Origin of the sequence: Adlercreutzia equolifaciens DSM 19450 (genome assembly GCF_000478885.1) — a bacterium.
Taxonomy (GTDB): domain Bacteria; phylum Actinomycetota; class Coriobacteriia; order Coriobacteriales; family Eggerthellaceae; genus Adlercreutzia; species Adlercreutzia equolifaciens.
Map to the genome: position 1 here is coordinate 2,657,313 of NC_022567.1, position 21,200 is coordinate 2,678,512.

Genomic DNA, 21,200 nt, shown 5'->3' on the forward strand with positions numbered 1-21,200 from the left:
GGAAGCGCCAGCCCTACCGTCAATCTTATCGGCACTAGCGTTCCATGTTTCTGAGCGGTTGCCGACGTGCCCCGCACTCTTCTCACAACGAGAGCACCAGCTGCGGCCACGGCCATTCGCCCCCGCAGAGAACCCGTCACGTTATAATGGTCGCTGTTGACACCACGAAAGCACGACCCTTGCAGCCAAAGGCGGACAAGAGGGGGTAACGCCATGGCCCACAATGAAGCTGCACCAAAGCACTCACTCATGCGTTTGCTCGATATGCCCCAAGCCTTCCTCGGCTTTGCCCTGTGGCGCGCCTGGGTGTCGCTCACCTATGCGAATCCCTCGGTGCCCATGCCCGTCAGCGGCACCGCCGGCCAGTTCGCCTACGATGTGGTGCTCGCCGGCAGCGCTATCGTCATCGCCCTGCTCTCCAGCCGCATCGCGCCTTTGGCCGGGCGACGCTGGGTCTATGGGACCATCGCTCTTCTGCTTGGGTTCTCCGTGGCGGCGAACGTGGCGGCTCTGGCATTGCCCGCAACCACCGACGCCCTTGTTGCGCCGGCAACCCTGGCCGGCGGCATCGGCTCGGCCCTTCTCATTCTGCTGTGGTGCGAAATCTACAGCTGCCTCAGCCCTACCCGCGTGGCGCTGTACTACGCGCTCGCTATCATCGGTGGGGTCGTGCTTACCTTTGTGCTTCAGGGCTTCAGCGATGAGTACCTTTACGGGGCGCTACTCGTGCTGCCAGCGCTTTCGGCGGCCCTGGCCCATCGCTCCTACCGGCTCTACGTCCCGGCAGAAGATCGGCCCATCGCCGCCAACCGTCGGCTCATTCCCTGGAAGTTCTTCCTTATCCTCGCCCTCTTCGAGCTGGTGGCCAGCTACAGCTCCGCCCATATTCGCAGCGCCTACCCCCTGCTGGTCGGCTCCCATTCCACCGCGACCACCTTGGTCGGCGGTCTTGTGCTGTTCGCGTGGGTGTGGTGGTTCTCTAACCGACTGCCCTTGTCCGCCTTGTACCGGGCGCCGGTCATCCTCCTTTGCTGCGGGCTCCTCATCGTGCCGCTATTCGGCCTTGGCGGCAATTTGGCCGGCAGTTTCTGCACAGCCCTGGGCGTGATGCTCTTCAACGCCATCGTGTTTCTGTTCCTCTGCGACATCTCCAAGCGCTTCGGCGTGAGTGCGCTTCTGCTGTTCGGCATCGAGGAGTCGCTGATTCTCGTGAGTTGGGTCGGCCGCGAGGGGGCGCTCCTCTTCGATGGATCCGGCCTGTTCGGAGGCACGGGACCGGCCATCGGTGCCGTAGTCGCCATTGCGGCCATTGTGGCGGTGGCAACTCTCGTGCTTAACGAACGCGAGATCGGCGAGCGCTGGGGCATCGCCTTCATGGGCAAGCGACCACCCGAGGAGAACGAGCGCACGCGTCTGGCGCGTCGCTGCGCCACCGTGGCCGAAGCGCGCCGCCTCACGCCACGCGAACGGGAGGTGATGGAGCTGCTTGCTCAGGGCAAGTCGCTTTCCGGCGTGGCCCACGAACTCATCATCGCCGAGGGCACCGCGAAGGCCCACACCCGCCACATCTACGAGAAGCTCGGCATCAATACCCGTCAAGAATTGCTCGATTTGCTGATGACGGAGCAGTAGCAAGGTCTCCGGCGCGCTCCCCCGACAACAAGACAAATTGCTCGGCATATTCGAAAAATCTGGTCAGCGCAGGGCTCAAGCGATCTGTGCGAAAAAAGAAGCACAGTGGGAAAGAGATGTCCTCTTCCTCAAGGGGGATCGCCCGCAGGTAATCCCTATGAGGAAACTGCAGCGACGCAGGCGTAAGGGCATATCCTTTGCATTCGCTCAGCTTAAGCCCGAGCGTCTCAATCTGCTCAGTACGTCGTATGTCGCAGGGAGCACAACCGCGCTGCGTAAAAAATCTCAATATCTCTTCGTTCATGCGGCTGAATCCTTCGGCCCGATCGTCGAGAACCACCAAAGGCTCACCAGCAAGCTGCTCCAACGCTAGCGTCTCGCATCCCGCCAACGCATTGTCTTCATGAATCGTTGCCACAATTCTCTCACGAAGAAACAACCTCATGTTCATCGGGGGCTTCAGTTCCGTGGGAAGCCCGATACCAAAGGCAAGATCGCACCGGCCCTCCTCCACCGCGCTCAAACCCACAACAGGAGGATTCGATTCCAACTTGACGCGAAGAGCAGATTGCTCGAGGGAGAGAAACGCCAACAACGGCTCAAGATAACACGGTATCCAAAAATCCGGACAGCTCAGTCGTATGACTGGCACATCCTCCGCGAGTCGACCAAGCTCATCAAGCACATGAGTGTAATGGGCCTGCATGGCAGAGAAGTCGGCAATAACCGCTCGTCCCGCATCGGTCAGCTCCACTTTGCGAGTCGTACGATTAAATAGCCGAGCCCCCAGCGCCCGCTCCACAGCGTCAACGTGACGGCTCACAGCCGAATGAGACATGTGCAGCCTTCGCGCCGTCTCCGTGTAGCTGAGTGTTTCCGCCAGCACGAGCAACTCGGGCACATATTCCATGTTGAGCACCACAACCCCCTGATCCCCTTTGTCGTTGTAGCGAATTGTACGGTTTGTGCACAAATCACGCAACAACTTGCAAAAGACCCTCGGGCGAACCGATCCCATAATGAACGACAGCAGGGGCGAGGGCGTCTCGCCGACAAGATTCGAACATAGGAGGGAACATGGGACACGGAAAGAACCACGTCATCGATCGCAGACGGTTTGTGCAAGCAAGCTCGGTCGCAGCGGCAGCTCTGGCCTTAGGCGCGACGGGATGCGCTTCGTCACACCCCGTCGCAGAGACGGGCGGCACGACAACTCAATTTGTCGCAGGAACCTACCAGGCCACGGCACTCGGCAAGAAGAGCGATATCACCGTCGAGGTCGTCTTCTCCGACACTGCCATCGACAGCGTCCGCGTCGTCGATCACGGAGAAACCGAACGCATCGCCGCACCGGCGTTTGAGAAGATCCCTGAGATCATCGTAGCATCACAATCACTCGCCGTCGACGCGGTGACAGGAGCGACGCTTTCATCCCTCGCGCTGCTCTCGGCCGTAGAAGACTGCGCGCGTCAAGCCGATGGCGACGTGAGCGCTTTGAAGCGTGCGGAGGTTCCCAAAGAGCAGCCAACCGACGAGGAGATCGAATGCGACCTCGCCGTCATAGGCGCCGGCATTTCTGGAATGGCATCTGCACTAGCAGCTGCTCAGCAGGGAGCGAAGGTCGTCGTGTTCGAGAAGTCCTCGAGCATGGGCGGCAACGCCCTCGTGAGTGGCGGTTTCATCGAGTATGCCAACGCACCCGAAGAATTACGCGTCGAAGTGAACGACGGCTACCTGAAGATCTTCCAAGAAGTTCTTCAGTTCAATCGAGACGCCGGGCTTGACGCCTCTCTGGTAGATGAGGTGCAGCAACAATGGGACGACTACTACGCAAACGGGAACACCAAACTCTTTAGCTCGCCCGAATTCCTTGCGCTGCAACTCTGCATGCTTGAGGGCAACACCTACGACTTCCAACACACTTATGCAACGGATGTGGAGGGGGGCACGGCATGGCTCGACACCATGCAGTTTCCCTGGATGCCACTCGTCGCAATTCCCGGTTATTCTTGGGCGCATTTCTCGGGTTCCTCAGAAGACGTGAATGGAGAAGGCTATTTCAACGTGTTCGAACGAGAGATGGAAGGACTCGATCTTCGCATCCTGTTCGCCACGCCGGCAACCGAGCTCATCACTGAAAGCGGTCGCGTGACTGGCGTCATTGGCAGCAGCGCAAACGGCAGCACGTACACCGTGCGCGCTAAAGACGGTGTCGTTATCGCCTCTGGAGGCTATGCCGACAACCAGGATATGCTGAAAGAGCACGACAAGATGTGGAACTGGAAAGATCTCGACACCTTCCACTGCGACAACAACTACGGACACACTGGAGACGGCATCCGCATGGCCACAGAAGCAGGCGCCGCCTTCGCCGAATTGCCCTTTAACCAGATGGTCTTCCCCTTCGTGGACACCGTGCTCTACGCCACCGAAACAACCGTCGGAACCACCAATGAGAGCATCTACGTGAACAAGGCCGGCAAACGCTTCTGCGACGAGGGCGGCAGTCGAACTGACATGACGATCGCCCTGATGGAGCAGGATGGGGGTGTGGGTTTCCAGGTGGTCGACCACGACAGCTCCATGATCACGGACGGCAAGACCCACACAGGCATGGACGTCGAGTACGCCATTGAGCGGGGCATCCTCTACCGCGCCGACACACTTGAAGAACTGGCGGGCCTCATGGGCGTCGACGAGGCGACATTCCTGAAAACTGTCGACGATTACAACGAGATGACTCGTACTTTCAACGACCCAGAATTCGGCCGATCCAGCTTCGGGCCCAATGCCCCCCTGGACAATCCTCCATTCTATGCATCACCCCGCACCTGGGCGATGCATATCACGATGGACGGCATCTCGACCGACTCATCTCACCGCGCGCTCGATGCGGCCGGAAATGTTGTACCGGGACTCTACGTTGTGGGCGAAGCAGCTTGCGGCGGCCGCGGTGTCGGATCGCTCGGCGCAGGCTATGCGGTGGCGCAATCAATCTACAACGTCTAAGAACACGCGTTACGATAGATCAAGCCCTCCCCTCCCTGGTCGGGCGGGTAAAACCGCCCGACCGTTTTTTAAACAGCAACAAGCTCAGTGCGGACTTGAGCTCCAAAGGCTTTTGCCGCGCAATCCCACACTTTCATGGAGAAAAGGAAGGAACTGAAATGGACAATAATGGACTTGTAAGCCGCAGAGGGTTTTTGGCAGGTAGCGCCTTCGCGGGAGCCGGCGCCTTGTTCGGCCTTGCAGGATGCGCCCCGCAGACTGCGGATCCCCTAGCAAACACTTCGCCTGAGGCGGGATCGCAAGATTCCTCGGACTGGATCGGAGATGCCCCGAACATCTCCGATGATGAGATTGTCGAAACCATTGACACGGAGTTTTTGGTGATCGGCGCTGGCACGGGCGGTCTTTTTGCGGCCTGCGCTGCTGGAGATGCCGGCATGGAAACCTTCGTCATGGAGAAGTTCAACGGTGGCGTCGTGCGTGACGATCTTGCAGGCGTCAACTCTCGCTTGCAGCAGGAGAGCGGCTATGAAATCGACGCAATTGCTTATTTGCGAGATATGGATCATTACGCTGCGGGCCAATGCAATCTCGCGTTACACAAGGTCTGGCTTGAGCGATCGGGCGAGACCATCGACTGGTACGAAAACGTTCTCTCCTCTTACGGTATCGCGCTTTGGCATGAGGCTGCCGAGGAAAAGCATGAAGTCAACTACCGACATTGGGCTACAGGGCATTCTCCCGCCTGGCCAGTCGATGGATCGCTCGACGGGTTCACTGTGCTGACTGACTACGCAGAGAAGACGGGCCATGTAACGTTCCGCTACCAAACGCCCATGGTGAGCCTCACCGTCGAAAACGATCGCGTGACCGGTGCTATAGGGCAGGGCGCTGACGGCTACATTCGTGTCAACGCAAGCAAGGGCGTTCTTGTATGCACAGGCGGTTACGCCGCGAATCTCGACCTTCTTAAGCAGCTCCAGCCTCACACGACCAGCATTTACGCTTACAACTCAGCGCAGCCAGGCTGTGAGGGAGACGGCATAAAGGCGTGCCTTCGCGTTGGGGCAAAAATGGACGAAACACACTCTAGCATGCTTTTCGACCGAGCAAGCGTTCCCGCCGACTCCCTGGGAGGCGCCGACTGTGGTACTGCCATGGTATTCTGGATGGGAAGCCAACCCTGGTTGAAAGTCAATCTCAATGGCGAGCGCTTCTGCAACGAGTCCGGCACCTATGACTTCATCCTGCACGCCGATGCATCGCAACCAGGAAACATCCACGTGTGCCTCTGGGATGCAGACTGGCAGACCTACGCCCAGCAGTTCGACATGCATGGCTGCTCGCGCATGTTCCCCTTTGATAATGGAGCGGCTCCGAACCTGCCTATCGAAGTGGTGACGGCCATGAACGAGGAGGCACTTAAAGCCGGACACATTCAGCAAGCCGACACCATCGAGGAGCTCGCCGAAAAGCTTGGTCTTCCTGCAGAAGCCCTCGCGAAAACGGTGGAACGAAACAACCAGAATTACGACAACCAGCGCGATGACGACTTCGGCAAGGAACCATTCCGGCTTTCCCCTGTACGCAAACCTCCCTTCTTCGGCGTACGTACCACAGGCGCTTTGCTATGCACCATGGACGGCATCGTGATAAACACCCAAGGTCAAGCACTGCGCGAAGATGGAAGCGCCATTGAAGGCCTGTATGTCACAGGCAACGATTCCGGAGGATACTATTCCATGACTTATCCGAACCTGTCGACCGGCAACGCTTGCGGCAGGACAGTAACTTTCGCACGAATGATTGCTCAGAATCTGGCTGCCCAGTAGCCATCTCGACCAAAACCCGTTTTGTCGAGCCGCTATCCCTTACGCCCCAAACTCACAGGCGGACAGGATAACGGCTCGACCTGTATCATCGGGAGAAATGCGGCAGTGGTCGGGCCATGCTTCGGCGAGGAGGATCTCGGCATCGTCGAGGAGGTAGTCGCGCACGACGGCCAGCGCATGGGGGAAGACGGCCGTCGGGCCCTGGGCAAGCAGGGCCATGGCCGAGGTAAGGCCGCCACCACGCCAGATTTCCAAGCGGCCCAGCTCGTCCACGATAAGGAGACCGGGGGCGCGGGAGGCATCCTTCGACTCCGCGCCTTCGGCGCTCCGCTCAGGATGACACGAGGACGCAACCGCGAGTTCATCGAAGTGGGCGTTCACGCGGGCGATAGCGGCATCGTCGATATGCCAGGCCAACTCTGCCTTCGCCGCCTGGCTCTCTTCGTTGAAGGTACCGTCGGCCCGGGCCAAGTCGCCGCGCCGGGCGAAGGGGATACGCTCGCCCCCGGGCAGAAGAACGTTGTCGATGCCCAGCTTCTCGAAGCCGTTCGCATCGGCACGCGGCCCCATCGAAGGCACCCATTGGCCCGGTGCCAGCACGCCAGCGCAGGGCACCCCGAAAGCGCCCAGCTCCGTCACCAGCGATTCCAGCCAGCGCGTCTTCCCTATTTGCACCTCGCCCGTGAGAAGAAACAGCACCTATGCCTCCGGGTTGCGCAGGGCGGCCATCGTGAGGGCCTCACCGAAGAACTGGCCAGCACCGTTCTTCACAGCGAAACGGGCCTTGTCGGGGTCGGCGACCACGCTACCGGCCAGCATATCCACGCCCCAACGGAATAGGAACGGCGCCATGATCACGCTTGGCCCGACGAGCACCGTCGTGGCGTTCGCGGCCAAATCCAACAGACGCGGGGCCGTCTTGTTGATGAGGGTCACGCCGGTCATGAACAGGTAGTCGGCGCCGGGGATGACGTACTCGCAAGCCGGATCGGGCACGTCACCCGCCTGGGAGCACTTGCGCTCGAGCACCGTCAGGCGCGCATATTCCTCAATGCGCTCCACGTGGGGAAAGTGCCCCACGACAACCACGCGCGCGTCTCCGCCGGCAGCGCTGATCTGCGGGCGATACATTTCGAAAGCGTCCATCTTCCGGATGGTGCCATCGGGCACCTCCACCGCCGCATCGTAGGTGCACCCCAATGGGTCCAGCAGCGCCCGCTGCGAGTACCAGGCGTTCAGCGCCGCCACGCCCAGGCTCGCCTCCTCGAAGCACCACGATTTGGAAAGCTCCGCCACCTCGCGCAGGGACATCCCGCGCAGGTCGCCCGCGTAGCCACGACGCGCGCCGCCGGTGGTGGTGAAGCTCACCCCCATGCCACTGTCGGCTTCCACATAGGACCAGTGGGTGCCCAGACAATAGTCGCGCACCACGACGTCCTCGGGAACGCCGGCGATCAGGTGGTTGTACAGCTTCCAGGGCGTATTCGGCTCGTTTGTGCCCGGGAATGCAATGGCCCCCGTCGCAGCCCCCTTCGTGCAGCAGTCTTTCTCGGCGCAACCCATGGCTTTAGTCCTTTCTCAGATGATGGCGACCCGACATTCCGGGCGCTTTTGCTCAGTACTCATCCTACCGAATTGTTCTCTCTTGTAAATCATTTTACTCTATGAATAATTCTCTCTTGTAAATCATTCATGAGTGAGAATATAATAGATACCATGCAAACGAGCACTGCAAAATCCACGCTTCATTCGACCGCCTCCCGGAGGGCCCGATTTGTCGTGCTGGCCCTTGCCCTCATCCTCGTTGGCGCCGCCGCGATCTCCCTTTTGCTGGGCCGCTACCCCATTGACCCGGCCCAAGCCGTGGCCATGCTCGTCAGCAAGATCGTTCCGGTTGATCCCATCTGGACCGAGCAGCAGGCGACGCTCTTCTTCAACGTACGGCTGCCGCGCATTCTGCTGGCCCTCATGGTGGGATGCTGCCTGGCCTGCGCCGGCGCCGCCTACCAGGGCACCTTCCAAAATCCGCTCGTCTCCCCCGACATTTTGGGCGCAAGCCAGGGCGCCGCATTCGGCGCGGCCGTCGCCATTCTTCTGGGCGTGAGCTCCTTCACGACGTCCCTCTTCGCGTTCGGGTTCTCCCTGTTCACCGTGCTCTTGGTGCTGCTTATCAGTTCGCGGGCCCGCGGCAACCACATGATGGTGGTCGTGCTCGCCGGCGTCATGGTGTCGTCGCTGTTCCAAGCCGGCGTCTCCTACGCCAAACTGGTGGCCGACCCCACCGATGAGCTCGCCGACATCACCTACTGGCTCATGGGATCGCTCACCGGCGCGAACATGCGCGACATCGCCATGGTGTTCCCCATCATGCTCGTCGGTTGCGCCACGCTGTTCGCCCTGCGCTGGCGCATCAACATCCTCACCATGGGCGACGACGAGGCCGCCACCATGGGCGTGAACGCTCGGCGCACCCGCATCGTCGTCATCGTCGCCGCCACGCTCGTCACCGCCGCGAGCGTCTGCGTCACGGGCATGATCGGCTGGGTGGGCCTCGTCATTCCGCATCTGTGCCGCATGCTCGTCGGCGCCGACTATCGCCGCCTCATCCCCGCGTCCATGCTCATGGGCGCCAGCTTCCTGCTCATCGTGGACGACGTCGCCCGCCTTGCCACCACCGCCGAAATCCCCATCGGCATTCTCACCGCTTTCGTGGGCGCGCCGTTCTTTCTGTACCTCATCACGCGGAAGAAGAAGCTATGAGCATCGACGTAGCGCACTTGAGCTTCTCCTACGGAAACCGCGAGATTCTGCACGACCTCTCGTTCTCCATTCCCGACGGATGCCTCGTGAACGTGCTCGGGCCCAACGGCGTGGGCAAGTCCACCCTGTTCCGCTGCATCTTGGGGCTCTCCCCGCACTATAGCGGCACGATTCTGGTGAACGGGAAGGATCTGCGTACGCTTTCAGTGCGCGAGCGCGCCCGCGAGATCTCCTACATTCCCCAGTCGCACGCACCGGTGTACGACTACGAAGTGGTCGACGTGGTGCTCATGGCCACGGGCAACGATCTGAAGATGCTCGCCACGCCCGGGGAAGCCCAGCTGCAGCGTGCCCACGAGGCGCTGGCCCGCATCGGCATCGAGCACTTGGCCCATCGCACCTATACGCAAATCTCCGGCGGCGAGCAGCAGCTCGTGCTCATTGCCCGGGCGCTGGCCCAGAACGCGCGCACCATCATCATGGACGAGCCCACAAGCGCGCTCGATTACGGCAACACCATGCGCGTGCTCTCCTGCGTGCGGCAACTCGCCCGCGAGGGGCTCTCCATCGTGCAATCGACCCACAACCCCGATCACGCCTTCCTCTATTCCGATGCCACCATGGTGCTTTCCAAAGGCGGACTTAAGGCATTCGGCAACCCCCACGATGTCATCACCTCCGAGCTCATCAGCGAGCTGTACGACATCGAGGTGGAGGTCAATTCCCTTTATGGCGACAAGGTGCGCGTCTGCGTGCCCGTTCGCGAGATAGAACGTTCCTGACTTGGGAGGAAAGGAAAACTGCATGTTGAAACCTACGAGGAACAAACGCCGCATCGCGGCTCTGGCCGGGGCGTTCGCCCTGTCTGCCTGTCTGGCGCTGGGTCTGGCCGGATGCGCCGGCAACGAGGGCGACAGCACCGGCGAGCCCGCCGCACCGGCCACCGAGCAGGAGGCGAACGCCGACGCCGAGGCCGCTGCCGAGGCCGAAAGCGGCACCATCACCTTCACCGACGACCTCGGACGCACCGTGGAGCTGCCCGCGCAGATCGACAAGATTTGCCCGTCGGGCTTCACCGCCCAGCAGGTGCTGCTCACCATGGCTCCCGACAAGATGGTGGGCCTGGCCCAAGAGCTCAACGACGACCAGCTGAAGATCTTCGGTGAGAAGTTCGCCGACTACCCGGTGTTCGGCGCGGTGCTCGGCGCCAAGGACGACCTGAACCGCGAGGCCGTGGCCGGCGCCGCGCCCCAGGTCATCATCGACACCGGCGAGGCGAAGAAGGGCGCCAAGGAGGATTTGGACGCGCTTCAGGAGCAGCTGGGCATTCCGGTCATCTTCATCGAGGCGAAGCTGTCCGATTACGGCGCGGCCTACGAGCGCCTGGGCGAGCTCCTGAGCATGGAAGAGCGCGGCAGCGAGCTGTCCACCTACTGCACGGACGTGTACAACAAGACCGTCACCACCATGGAGAACATCCCCGAGAACGAGCGCGTGCGCATGGCCTACCTGCTGGGCGACAATGGCCTGAACGCCATCGCCAAGACTTCGTTCCAGGCGGCCGTGGTGGACATGGTGGCTGACAACGTCGTCGTGGTCGACGACGTGTCCGGCAAAGGCAACGGCAACGAGATCAGCCTCGAGCAAATCGCACTGTGGAATCCCGACCTCATCGTGTTCCAGACGGGCAGCATTTACGACACCGTGGGCGACGACCCGGCGTGGGCCGGCATTGCCGCCATCGACTCCGGCAACTACTACCAGGTGCCCAACGTGCCCTACTGCTGGCTGAACAACCCGCCGACGGTGAACCAGCTCATGGGCCTGCAGTGGCTGCCGCGCCTGCTGTACCCTGACGCCTTCGACGACTCCATCGAGGACGCGACCCGCGCGTACTACTCCACGATGTACAACTACGACCTGTCCGACACCGAGCTCGCCGACCTCATCAAGAACGCCGTCCCGAAGGCGTAAGGAGCTCAACTCGCTGCCACGTTGAGGGGTTCCGAGCCGCGTGAGCTCGGGACCCCTCATGGTATTGCGCACGTGATGTGCTGGATGAACAGGCATCGGCAATGCGCTCGACGCTCGACGCTCGACCGCCTCTAGCGAAGGTTAAGCAATCTGCGACATCCCCTCGGCAATGGCATCGTCAGCCTTCTGGAGCTGCTCGACGCTCTTGCTGAAGCTCATGGCAGCCATGGAACCGTCAGTGGGACGCATCGCAGTACCCTGATACAGGAAATACACGTTAGCGAGGTTGTAGGCATCCTTGGCAGCCTGCAGCTTCGCCTCATCGGCATTGCCAGCGGCCACAGCGTCGGCCAGCTTGGCATGGAACTCATCCAGCTTGGTCTTAGTAGCCTGCTGGATCTGCGCGAGCTCGTCCATCTTTCCCTTGACGAACGCAACCATGGCGTCAGCATCTTCAATACCCTGGCTCTTGTGGCACGTGAGACACTTTTCCAGCGCCGCCGGGTTCTCGAGCGGCGATTGCGTCATGTTGTGATATGTATAGGTGGTGCCGCCAGAGGCCTCGATCTGAGGCATATGGCAATCCGTGCAAGTGAGGCCCATCTTCTGGTGGTTGCTGTCTTGGAAGAGCTCCACTTCGGTACAGGCATCCGTTAGATATAGCACCGTATCAATCTCGGGATCAAGCATGGGGACCCCTACCATGCCGGCGCAGATCGTTGTTTCAGTGACAGGATTCGCCTCGTAGTACTCCTTCATGGCACGAAGCATCTCTTCGGGCTCGAAGCCATACTTGTATTGGTCGATCCCTTTGTTCGCGTCCTCAAGATAGGCCGCACCCGGGAACATGGCGTGGCACTGGCCGCATACATAGTCCTCAGCAGGGAACAGTGCCTTAGCGCTCGTGGAAGTAGCGTCGCCGTAGGCGTTGCCGCCCTCTACGTTGCCTTCGCCAGGATCACCTACATGGCAATTGGTGCAATTGGACCATTCCATCTCGTAGTCAGAGGCGTTTTTGTCAAGAATCACCGCGCCCTGTTCGTTATAAATAGTTTGGAAGTCTTCGCGGGCATGGCAAGCGGCGCAAGCCACTGCCGCGTCCTCTCCTCCAAAAGCCTGCTGGCTCGCCCCCGCAAAGGCGTCATAGGTGTGAGACATCTTCGCTTCCATGTAGGTGTTTCCCTCATTGGGATAAGCGGCTACCCATTCGGCAAGCGTCTTTTTGGCCACCTTCTCGGGAGCAGCAGTTTCTTGCCCTGGCTGCTCTTGCTGAACCGGTTCCTGAGCAGCGCCTGTATCCGCCGTCTGAGTCTGGGCCGCACAGCCAAGACAGCCGACCAGCGCTACGGCCGCCACCACCGTACCGGCAAGGGCGATCTTTCTCGGTTTCATGGTTTTCATCGCTTCCTCCTCTCATCGGTCATTCGAACGATGCAACCTTCCAACCTTCTGGGGCCATGTTAGAGGAGATCCGATCGCAGACGGACACTATTGCGCTTTCGCAACGGTCTTCCTCTCCCTATCGCAACCTTTGCGCAAGCCATCGACGCAGCTACTCCTCAAACTCGTCTCGCTCCTCGCCCCCTTCGTCGGTCAGCCGGTAACCGCAATGCCATACTGTCTGTACGTAGCGCGGCTCACTCGGGTCTGGTTCCAATTTGGCTCGAATGCGTCGTATATATACAGAAATAGCAATAGCCGAGTCTAGGTACTCCTCACCCCAAATCTCCTCGATAAGGTCACGCTTGCTGTACACCTCGCCCGGATGCGATGCCAGTACGGCCATGATCCGCGATTCCTTAGGGGTAAGCTCGATCCGCTTGCCCGCCAGGCGCACATTTCCGGTGCGCACGTTCACTTCCAAGTCTCCCACTCGGTACAACTCGCGCTGAGGCGCGGATGTCACGGCTTCCGCCGCAATTTGCGCGCGACGCAAAAGCGCTCCCACCCGCAGTCGCAGCTCTTCTCCACTGAAGGGCTTTACCAGGTAATCGTCCCCGCCAATGCCGTAGCCGATGCGCTTATCCACAATGTCGCCCTTAGCCGTGAGAAAGAGCACCGGAGTAATGCGATCGTGCTCGCGGATGCGCTCGCACACCTGAAAGCCATCGAGCACTGGCATCATCACGTCGAGGATAATCAAATCAGGCTGACTATCTCGAAACAGACGCAGCGCCTCCTGACCATTCGTCGCACGTAAGCAGCGATGGCCGTCCTTGGCAAGCATCTTCTCAATAGCGCTGCTCGAGCTGCTATCGTCATCAGCAATGAGGATCAGCGCATCACGACGACTCATGATTTCCCCCTTCACGGAAAGACAACGAATCAACGGACGACTCCGAGAGCAAACTCTCCCCGCCGTCGATGTCTTCGATATCTTCGATTTCATCAGGAATGGCCGGCAAGGGCAGCTCAACAGTAAAGCAACTGCCCTTCCCTTCTGCGCTCTTCACAGAGACGTCGCCGCCCATCATGGCAGAGAAATTGCGCACGATAGACAGACCGAGGCCCGTACCCCCCTCGCTCGTTGTTTCCGAATGGGGGGCGCTTACGAAGCGATCGAAGACGTGATCGAGCTGCTCGGCGGGAATGCCGCAGCCGTTGTCGCGCACGCAAACGACGAACCGTCCTTCCCGATAGGCGAGCCGTAACTCAACCCAACCACCCGACTCGGTGAACCGCAGCGCATTGTTCACCAAATTCACGACGATGCGACGCAGCACCTCCTCATCGCCTAAAAGCAGCGGCGTATCAGGACGCACCGTCACCTTAAGCGATACGCCCTTCTTCTTAGCCAGCGGTCCCATGGTGGCTCTCACCTGACTGGCCAAGTCGTACACATCGAACTCGTCTTGGGCGAGACTGAGCGTGCCCGCCTCCAGCTTGGCCGCATCCAGCACGTTGTCGATCATCGCCAACAACACACGAGCGTTCGTTTCCACCTCATTCACTAACACGCGACTTTCCGGCGAGTCGTCGGGCACGCGCTCTTTCCACAACTCCGTGAAAGCAAGGATGGACGACAGCGGCGTTTTCAGCTCGTGGGTGATAATGGTAAGGAAGTTCGATTGGTCCTCGGCCTCATGACGCAGCTTCTTGTTCTCATCAACAATGGGGGCGGTAATCCAGGTACGCAGGCCCAAGGCAAGAATCAACGTAACCGATCCCATGAGCACGCAGAAAAACACCACGGTACTGGCCAGGTCGGCCTTTGCGTCGGCAATAATGGAATCCATGGGCATGACAATGGATACCGCGCCGGCCACATCTCCCTCGGTCATGCCCTCTTTCGCATAACCTGTAACGTCCTCCTCGCCCGCCGGATCGCCATGGCACGGCAGACATCCCTCCTCCACTTCAAGCAGGCCCACATAGCGGAAGACCGAGCTATCTCCTTGATGCTCAAGCCCGTAGTACTCTTCAACGACGCCCTCCTCGAAGACGGCAAGCGCCTTGCGCTCGAAGCTATCAGGGGCATCTTCGGTGTTACGGGGGCTTTCGCGAATATAGCGAATCGAATAGGCAGATCCTGCAGAGAAACGCTTGGCGATATCCTTGGCCGCCACTGCGCAATAGACCCCCGAGGTTTCGCCCGTCGCGCGATTGATCTGCGGCTGGACGGCATCGATATAGTCCCAGGCAGCCCCGATCTCAGCCGATAGCACACGGGCTTCAGCGAGAGCGCGCCGCTCGTTCTCAACGCTTTGGGCGTGGTAGGACCAGGCAAGGTACACGCACAATACAAGTACGCTTACCACACCGGCAAGCAGAAAGAACTTCTTCGCAAGGCGGCGCCGCTCCAACCCAACCCCCTCTCATGGACTGACCACCATTCCATTGTAGCGATTCGGTCTTCGCGTTGCGCCCTGGCAACGGTTGCAAAATCGCAATAGTCGAGCATAGGGCCGAAGTCGCCAGCCGGAAATCGGCAGGGTTGTCGCAAGATGCCAGGGTCTAGCACCATGCGCCAAGCACATTTTGCGCGCCTACACAGCAATAACTCTTTTGGGATGCTAGAAGCGGATTTGCAGCGACGATATCATACGAGACGCCGGCGTTCTGAATAGAGGCATCGACCGTCGAGACGCCATCTATAGCGCATAAGTAGAGATTGCCACCCTCGAAGGAAAGGTTCTTCCGCAAGCTGATTTCGTAGCGCAAGGGACTCTCGCATAGTTGAGGAGCGTGCACGTGTTTGGCAGGCTCCAAGGCAAAGCGGGCGATAACCTTGTCCTTTTCCCTTCCTGAAGCGCGACCGAGAGCCTCCGCCTCATCGAACATATCGCGAGACAACGCATTGAGAACCATCACGCCTTCACGTTCGAAGTTCCGTTTTACCGTCTTGTCGCCATCCATACATAGCACAACCCCGAGCCCATCGTCCCAATAGAAGTTCACCCAGCTGACAAGGGCAAGATGAGGCGACTCGTTCTCGCTGTAGGTGCCCGCAGCAAAGAGCATCATGGGATGCGGAATGAACTGGTTCACGGCAAAAGTAGTGACGTCCATAGAGATCTCTTCTCATACGAATCGGCGCCTTCAATGACGCCGGCTTCTCATACATTGCGTCTATGCATTGGACTGACTTTCGCGGAGAGGGAAGGCCGAGCGAAAGCCAGTCCGATGTCTTCTCTCGATAAAACAGTCTACAGCTTTACCACCGTAGGCGCATTGCCGGTCATATCAGCAATGGTCGCCTCGCCATCAGTCAGGTAAAACACTTCGAAAATGGGATTGTCCGCCGTCTGGTACTGGTCTTTCAGCAGAGGGATATTCATGCAGGCCTCCTTCACAGCACGATTGTCTTCGAACACCGCTTTCCCTCCCAAGCGGATCCACTGAAAGTCGGGAGCAGACGTGCACACTTCAACGTACGGATTCTCCTGCATCTCGGCAAACACGGTCTTCTGATTGCTGGTACCGAACCACAGCTTTCCTCCACGCTCCATCAAGAACATGAAGGGGCGGCACTTCGCCTTCCCATCGGCACCAACCGTGGCCAGATACTGGACGGGGTTTGCGGTAAAGAACTCGACGATTTCTTGCATGGCTCGCTCTCTTTCTCTCGGTTGCGATCTACCGGGAAAACTATATAATGAGTTACATCCTTATGGAAAGTAGGAACATCTTTGTAATATAGTTTCATTTTGAATCTATTAAGGTAAGGAGAGTTAAATGGCAGCATCTTCCACCTATTCTCTTCCTCGGTGCCCCGTTGAAGTGACTCTTTCGCTCATCAGCAGCCGCTGGGTGGTGCTTATTTTGCGGGAACTTATCTACGGGACGCGACGCTTCGGGCAGATTCGCAAGGCGCTCGGCGGCGTATCGACCAAGGTACTCACACAGAACTTGCGAACCATGGAGGAGAACGGACTGCTCACCCGCGAGACCTTTGCCGAAGTGCCTCCGCGCGTAGAGTACACCCTTACCGATTTGGGTCAAAGCCTGAGACCGGTGCTGTTCTCAATGGTGGAGTGGGGCTCTCAGTATGCGCAATTGCGCGAGCACCGACGCTCGGTGCGCTGCGATACCGGCGAGGTGCTCATCGTACGCCGCAACGGCGATGCCTACGTTGCTTTAAACGAAGAAGGTAATGAAGTAGCACGCATCGTTCCAACAGATGCCGTATGGGCAGTTGAGATTAACGACCCGTATCGGGCGCATGTAGACGAAGCGGCTTTCATCGCCGCCGCTGAGGTCCTCGGGCAAGACTAGCCTCTCGGAATGCATGACATTCTAATCGATTCGCAGCGCCCATCGAGGGCAGTTGCCTCAATAATTAGGATGCTCGCTGATGCGCCAGGCCGCACTTTCAGGTTGTGTAGATCCGAGGTTACTGATCGTCTACGGCAGCTCCTCGCCCAAAAGGAAATTGAAGAGATTCAAATGGGGCACCCCGTCTTGCCCGCATCCGATGAAAGCCGCATCGGAGCACGCCCCCTACTCATCCGGGGAAAGCGTGACCTCATCGTAGACAAGGCCGCGCTCCTTTTCCAGATAACACAAGACTTCCGAGGCCGTCATGGCTTTGACCGGGCTCTTTGCCGCCAGCTCATTATCGCGCGTAACAAGATAGTCAGCTCCGACACGAGAGGCCGAATGGGCGATGAAATAGTCCTCTATGTCATGCCAATCAGACGTGAGCGCCGGCTTCAAGCAGGAAGTAATCAGAGGAATATCAACCGCACAAGAGCGGAACGCCCCGCAGCAAGATACCCGAAAACCCCTCATTCTTGTAACGTGTCACGCGACATGTTACACTATTGCGAGGAGGTGGAAGATGATAAAGACGTTCGCCGATTCCGACACACGGGCGCTGTTCGAAACGGGACAGAGCAAAAGACTTCCTGCCGACATCGTTCGCCGGGCGCTGCGAAAGCTGGAGTACGTCGACAACGCGGTCTTGCTGACCGATCTTCGACTTCCGCCGGGCAACCGGCTGCACGCCCTGAAGGGCGATCGCGCCGGCCAGTTCTCGATTTCCATCAACGACCAATGGCGCATTTGCTTCAGGTTCGAACCCGAAGGAGTCTACGATGTCGAGATATGCGACTACCATTGAGGCCGCTTGCGAGGGAGATGCTATGAACGATGACATGATTATGGTGTCGCGCGAGCCCGTGCACCCGGGCGAGTTTTTGCGCGAGGATTATATGCCGGAGCTGGGACTGACGGTGGCGACGCTGGCGAAGCGGCTGGGCGTATCGCGGCAGACCGTCAACGACATCGTGCGCGAGAAGCGGGGCCTGAGCCCGGAGATGTGCCTTCGCCTGGGACGCCTGTTCGGCACAACGCCCCAGTTCTGGATGAACATGCAGTCGAAGGTGGACATCTGGGACTCTCTGGCGCTGCACGAGGACGAGGTCATGGCCATCGAGCCCATCGAGATAGCCGCCATCGCATAAGCCGGACTGGCCGACCCCATCAAGAACGGTGTTCCGAAGGCGTAGAACAATCACCGGAACCGATCTCACTTGAGGAGGGGCGACCAAGGTCGCCCCCTACAGGATCTTCCAACGGCCGAGGCCGCATTCTGCGGAGGGCGAATTCCGTGGGGTTTCACCCCGAGGGAAACTTACCCCAGAAGCGCCGTCACCTTCCCGAGCAGAGGCTCGAAGGAGACGCCGCGGTCTTCGAAGTTGGGCTGCTTGGCGGAGATGAGCATGGCGTCGGCCGTGAAGTCGGCGGCGAAGGCCGTCGCCTCGGCCAAGTCGCGTCCGGCCATCACTGCGGCGAGCAGGGTGCTTGCGAACACGTCGCCCGTGCCGTGCAGCATGTAGGGCAGCTTGGCGTTGGTGGTTTCCGTGAAGTCGATGGCGTCGCCCCACACGTAGTTGTGGATGAGGCCGTCGCCGTGTTCGATGCCCTTCAGCACCACGTTCTTCGCGCCGCGCTCGCGCAGCTCCAGGATCATCTCGCGCACCGTGGGCTCGTCCACGTCGGCGCCCTGCCACTCGCGGCCCAAGATGATGGCCGCCTCGGTGAGGTTCGGCGTCAAGATGTCGGCGCCGTTGGCCAGCGTCCCCATGGCTTCCACGAGCTCCGGCGTGTAGGTGGGGTACACCTTGCCGTGATCGGCCATGACCGGATCCACTACGCGCAGGGCCTTCGGGTAGGTCTCCCACACCTGCTTGATGATATCGACCTGCTCGGGGGCACCGAGGAAGCCGGAATACACCGCATCCAATTCCACGCCGATACCCGTCCAGGCAGCCAGATAATCGCCCAGGATATCGGTGGTATCGTGCATGTACCAGCCGGGGAAGGCGGTGTGGCTGGAGAACAGGCCCGTGGGCACGGGGCACACGTCGCAGCCGGCGGCGGACAGCACCGGGATGGCCACGCCCAGCGAGCACTTGCCGTAGCCGCACAAGTCGTGGATGGCGGCCACGCGGGGGATGTAGGCGTCTTCGCGTTCGTAGAGGTTCGTCATAAGGTTCCCTTCGAAATCGGCCGACCGCGCGGGCCGGCAAGGGGCGTTCGCTGAATCGTTCACCATTCTAGCCCTCTTGCAGGCGCACGGCCCTCGGTTTTTCCGATAGACGTCCTAGCGGTTCTCGATGGCGCCGATGTTCTTCAGGGCAATCTCGATGCGGCCGTCCGGGGTGCTGAAGAACTCGATGAAATCGGAATTCTCGCCGTATTCGGCCGGGAAGGTGAGCTCAATGCCCGTGTCGGTGCGAATCTTGTGGCTCTTGGTGACCCGCTTGGCCACGGCCTTCTCCACCACGACGCGCTCGGGCAGGGCGCCCTCTTCCACAGCCCGATCGAAGCGCTCGGCGACGCGGGGCTGGTCGGCGAACACCTCGCGGCCGAGCTCGCGGGCGTCCACCTCGTCGGACTCCTCGGCGTTTACGGCCACGTAGGCCTTCGCCCGCGAAAGCGCCACCGCCGTGTTGGCGCCGAATTCCTCGGCGACCTCTTCCACCACGGTGGTCACCGCTTCCAGCACTTCGCGACTCGAGGCCTCCATGGAGCACTGCAGAAGGCCGTCGGGGATGATCCAGCGCTTCTCACCAGCGATTTCGCGCTCCTTGTCCACGAACCACACGGCCATGTCGTCGGCGGAGATGAGCGCGAACGACGCCACCTTCTGAGACGGGTTCGGCAGAATGGCGTGGTGCCGCGCGATGGTGGTAGCGGTGTCGCCGAAGTCGTTGCTGCCCACTTCGTGCATGTAGGCCTGGCGGCTCTCCAGCAGAATGATCGCGAAGTAGCGCGGGCCGCGGGCCTTGTAGGCGGCCTCAGCCTCCTCGTCGGTCATCTCGCGCACCGTCTGATCGGCGTCGCCTTCGAAATCGACGACGAGCAGGTCGGTCGAGGGCGTCTTCTCCATGCGCGACAGCTCGCCGACGATGAACTCGCCGATCTGCTGGGACAGCCCCACGAAATCGCGCTCGCCGCGGAAATAGGCGCGCAACTCCTCGGCGAACAGGCTGTTCTCTGCGAAGGTGCCGCGCTTGCTGTCCAGGTTGCCCAGCGCACGCTTGGCCTGGGACGTGACGTAGCGCTTGGCGGCCTTGTTTCCGAGATCCATGGGCGCCTGCGCGAACACGTTCACGCAGGACACGAAATCGAACACATGCAGAATGGCGTTGTTGATGTTCACAGGACTCCTTTACTTCTGCGGCTCAAGCCACACATTCAAATCGACGTCGGTGGGGATGCCGGGAACCGTGCCGGCGTTGGTGTACTGCCAAATGGAGAAGTCGAGCGGAGCGGTGGGGACTTCCACGTCGTACTCGGCCAGCCACACCGGATAGGCGGCGCGCAGCTCGGGCGCGAGGCGCAGCAGGTCGCGCTGGTTTCCGTAGAGCATGGGCGCATAGTCGGCCGCGGCGATGACCTCGCAGAACGCGCTGGCATTGGCGGTCAGCTGCTCGCTGGAGAGGTTGTTGGCCCGGGCGCCTTCGATTTCCACGGGCTCGTGGTCGTAGGCGACGTAGGCAAAGGTGGCGCCAGAGGCCTCGGTTTCGCGCAGGTTGTCCAGAGCGAACTGGGCCTCCTCGCGAGCCTCGTCTTCGGTCAGCGCCTGGGAGAAGAAATAGGCGCTCACCTGGATGCCCACCTCCCCGGCGCGAATGGCGTTCTGGAAGAAGAACTCGTCGGCGGAAAGCGCGCCTTCCGTAGCACCTCGGTTGCCGATGCGGGCGAAAGCGAACTGCACGCCGGCGTCGGCAACGGCGGCCCAATCGATGTCGTTGCCCTGGTGCTCCGACACATCGATGCCCCAGCGCGAACAGATCTCATCGTTTTCGTAGTACGCCAGCTTCTCGCCGTCGCGCACGAGGCCGGACCAATCGTAGGGACTCACGTAGGGCTCGATGGCGGCCACCTCCGCCGACTTAGAGGCCGACCCGCAACTGACGAGCAGCCCCGCTGCCGCACACGCCACTGCGCACGCCGCACCGGCCACGAAGCGTCGCCGCGTCAGCGTCGCGATCCGGGGCGCCCGCAGCCCATCTATGTTGCGGCCATTCAATATCATGGGCA

The 21,200-nt window shown here is 60.2% G+C and carries 20 protein-coding genes; 9 read left to right on the forward strand and 11 right to left on the reverse strand.

Translation table 11 applies throughout. The annotated features are described in order from the left end of the window. Positions 1–249: 249 nt before the first annotated feature. Positions 250–1,632, forward strand: a complete 1,383-nt coding sequence (locus AEQU_RS10770) for a helix-turn-helix transcriptional regulator (protein WP_022741457.1) — start codon at positions 250–252, stop codon at positions 1,630–1,632. Here the strand turns inward: AEQU_RS10770 and AEQU_RS10775 are convergent. Next, positions 1,586–2,554: a LysR family transcriptional regulator gene (locus AEQU_RS10775; protein WP_041714708.1), complete on the reverse strand. Its 969-nt coding sequence runs from the start codon at positions 2,552–2,554 to the stop codon at positions 1,586–1,588. The two genes, AEQU_RS10770 and AEQU_RS10775, sit on opposite strands and share 47 nt — an antisense overlap. 155 nt (positions 2,555–2,709) lie before the next feature. Here AEQU_RS10775 and AEQU_RS10780 point away from each other — a divergent pair, with 155 nt between their 5' ends. Together AEQU_RS10780 and AEQU_RS10785 are read left to right on the forward strand one after the other, a co-directional pair. Continuing rightward, positions 2,710–4,641: an FAD-dependent oxidoreductase gene (locus AEQU_RS10780; RefSeq protein WP_022741461.1), complete on the forward strand. Its 1,932-nt coding sequence runs from the start codon at positions 2,710–2,712 to the stop codon at positions 4,639–4,641. A gap of 158 nt (positions 4,642–4,799) precedes the next feature. Beyond that, on the forward strand, positions 4,800–6,473 hold the full coding sequence (locus tag AEQU_RS10785) for an FAD-dependent oxidoreductase (RefSeq protein ID WP_022741465.1): 1,674 nt from the start codon (positions 4,800–4,802) through the stop codon (positions 6,471–6,473). Between the two features lie 39 nt (positions 6,474–6,512). Here the strand turns inward: AEQU_RS10785 and AEQU_RS10790 are convergent, their stop codons facing one another. Both AEQU_RS10790 and AEQU_RS10795 read right to left on the reverse strand, forming a co-directional pair. Next, a complete protein-coding gene (locus tag AEQU_RS10790) occupies positions 6,513–7,172 on the reverse strand; it encodes a hypothetical protein (protein WP_022741468.1) in 660 nt (219 codons plus the stop codon). After that, positions 7,173–8,036, reverse strand: coding sequence for a DUF364 domain-containing protein (locus AEQU_RS10795; RefSeq protein WP_022741472.1), 864 nt, complete (start codon positions 8,034–8,036; stop codon positions 7,173–7,175). It lies immediately after the preceding gene. A 216-nt stretch (positions 8,037–8,252) separates the two neighbouring features. On the opposite strand from AEQU_RS10795, the gene AEQU_RS10800 reads away from it, so the two are divergent. Genes AEQU_RS10800 through AEQU_RS10810 form a run of 3 tightly spaced genes read left to right on the forward strand, consistent with a single transcriptional unit; the run spans position 8,253 to position 11,207 of the window. Then, positions 8,253–9,233: a FecCD family ABC transporter permease gene (locus tag AEQU_RS10800; RefSeq protein ID WP_022741476.1), complete on the forward strand. Its 981-nt coding sequence runs from the start codon at positions 8,253–8,255 to the stop codon at positions 9,231–9,233. After that, positions 9,230–10,015 carry an ABC transporter ATP-binding protein gene (locus AEQU_RS10805; RefSeq protein ID WP_022741479.1) on the forward strand — a complete coding sequence of 262 codons (786 nt, stop codon included), beginning with the start codon at positions 9,230–9,232 and terminating at the stop codon, positions 10,013–10,015. Before AEQU_RS10800 ends, AEQU_RS10805 begins: the two co-directional genes overlap by 4 nt. A gap of 22 nt (positions 10,016–10,037) precedes the next feature. After that, a complete protein-coding gene (locus AEQU_RS10810) occupies positions 10,038–11,207 on the forward strand; it encodes an ABC transporter substrate-binding protein (protein WP_022741482.1) in 1,170 nt (389 codons plus the stop codon). Positions 11,208–11,348: 141 nt separating this feature from the next. Here AEQU_RS10810 and AEQU_RS10815 read toward each other — a convergent pair whose 3' ends face one another. The 5 genes from AEQU_RS10815 to AEQU_RS10835 all read right to left on the reverse strand — a co-directional run bounded on the left by AEQU_RS10815 (position 11,349) and on the right by AEQU_RS10835 (position 16,255). Beyond that, positions 11,349–12,608: an ammonia-forming cytochrome c nitrite reductase subunit c552 gene (locus AEQU_RS10815; RefSeq protein ID WP_022741485.1), complete on the reverse strand. Its 1,260-nt coding sequence runs from the start codon at positions 12,606–12,608 to the stop codon at positions 11,349–11,351. Positions 12,609–12,759: 151 nt separating this feature from the next. Next, positions 12,760–13,503 (reverse strand): response regulator transcription factor, encoded by a 744-nt coding sequence (locus tag AEQU_RS10820; RefSeq protein ID WP_022741488.1) that lies wholly within the window; start codon positions 13,501–13,503, stop codon positions 12,760–12,762. Beyond that, on the reverse strand, positions 13,490–15,010 hold the full coding sequence (locus AEQU_RS10825; protein ID WP_022741492.1) for an ATP-binding protein: 1,521 nt from the start codon (positions 15,008–15,010) through the stop codon (positions 13,490–13,492). The genes AEQU_RS10820 and AEQU_RS10825 overlap by 14 nt, the downstream gene beginning before the upstream one ends. Before the next feature lie 151 nt (positions 15,011–15,161). Continuing rightward, positions 15,162–15,716, reverse strand: coding sequence for a flavin reductase family protein (locus AEQU_RS10830; protein WP_022741495.1), 555 nt, complete (start codon positions 15,714–15,716; stop codon positions 15,162–15,164). 137 nt (positions 15,717–15,853) lie between these two features. After that, positions 15,854–16,255, reverse strand: a complete 402-nt coding sequence (locus AEQU_RS10835) for a pyridoxamine 5'-phosphate oxidase family protein (protein ID WP_022741498.1) — start codon at positions 16,253–16,255, stop codon at positions 15,854–15,856. Positions 16,256–16,382: 127 nt separating this feature from the next. On the opposite strand from AEQU_RS10835, the gene AEQU_RS12385 reads away from it, so the two are divergent. From AEQU_RS12385 to AEQU_RS10850, 3 genes are all read left to right on the forward strand, one after another. Further along, complete coding sequence (locus tag AEQU_RS12385) at positions 16,383–16,922, forward strand: winged helix-turn-helix transcriptional regulator (protein ID WP_022741502.1); 540 nt, start codon at positions 16,383–16,385, stop codon at positions 16,920–16,922. A 565-nt stretch (positions 16,923–17,487) separates the two neighbouring features. Then, complete coding sequence (locus AEQU_RS10845) at positions 17,488–17,769, forward strand: type II toxin-antitoxin system RelE/ParE family toxin (protein WP_022741509.1); 282 nt, start codon at positions 17,488–17,490, stop codon at positions 17,767–17,769. Further along, on the forward strand, positions 17,744–18,112 hold the full coding sequence (locus AEQU_RS10850; RefSeq protein WP_022741512.1) for a HigA family addiction module antitoxin: 369 nt from the start codon (positions 17,744–17,746) through the stop codon (positions 18,110–18,112). Before AEQU_RS10845 ends, AEQU_RS10850 begins: the two co-directional genes overlap by 26 nt. Positions 18,113–18,282: 170 nt before the next feature. Here AEQU_RS10850 and AEQU_RS10855 read toward each other — a convergent pair whose 3' ends face one another. The 3 genes from AEQU_RS10855 to AEQU_RS10865 all read right to left on the reverse strand — a co-directional run bounded on the left by AEQU_RS10855 (position 18,283) and on the right by AEQU_RS10865 (position 21,195). Further along, on the reverse strand, positions 18,283–19,140 hold the full coding sequence (locus AEQU_RS10855; protein WP_022741516.1) for a pyridoxamine kinase: 858 nt from the start codon (positions 19,138–19,140) through the stop codon (positions 18,283–18,285). A 114-nt stretch (positions 19,141–19,254) separates the two neighbouring features. Continuing rightward, positions 19,255–20,316, reverse strand: coding sequence for a nucleoid-associated protein (locus AEQU_RS10860; RefSeq protein WP_022741518.1), 1,062 nt, complete (start codon positions 20,314–20,316; stop codon positions 19,255–19,257). Positions 20,317–20,325: 9 nt separating this feature from the next. Beyond that, positions 20,326–21,195, reverse strand: coding sequence for a GH25 family lysozyme (locus AEQU_RS10865; protein ID WP_084280735.1), 870 nt, complete (start codon positions 21,193–21,195; stop codon positions 20,326–20,328). Positions 21,196–21,200: the final 5 nt, after the last annotated feature.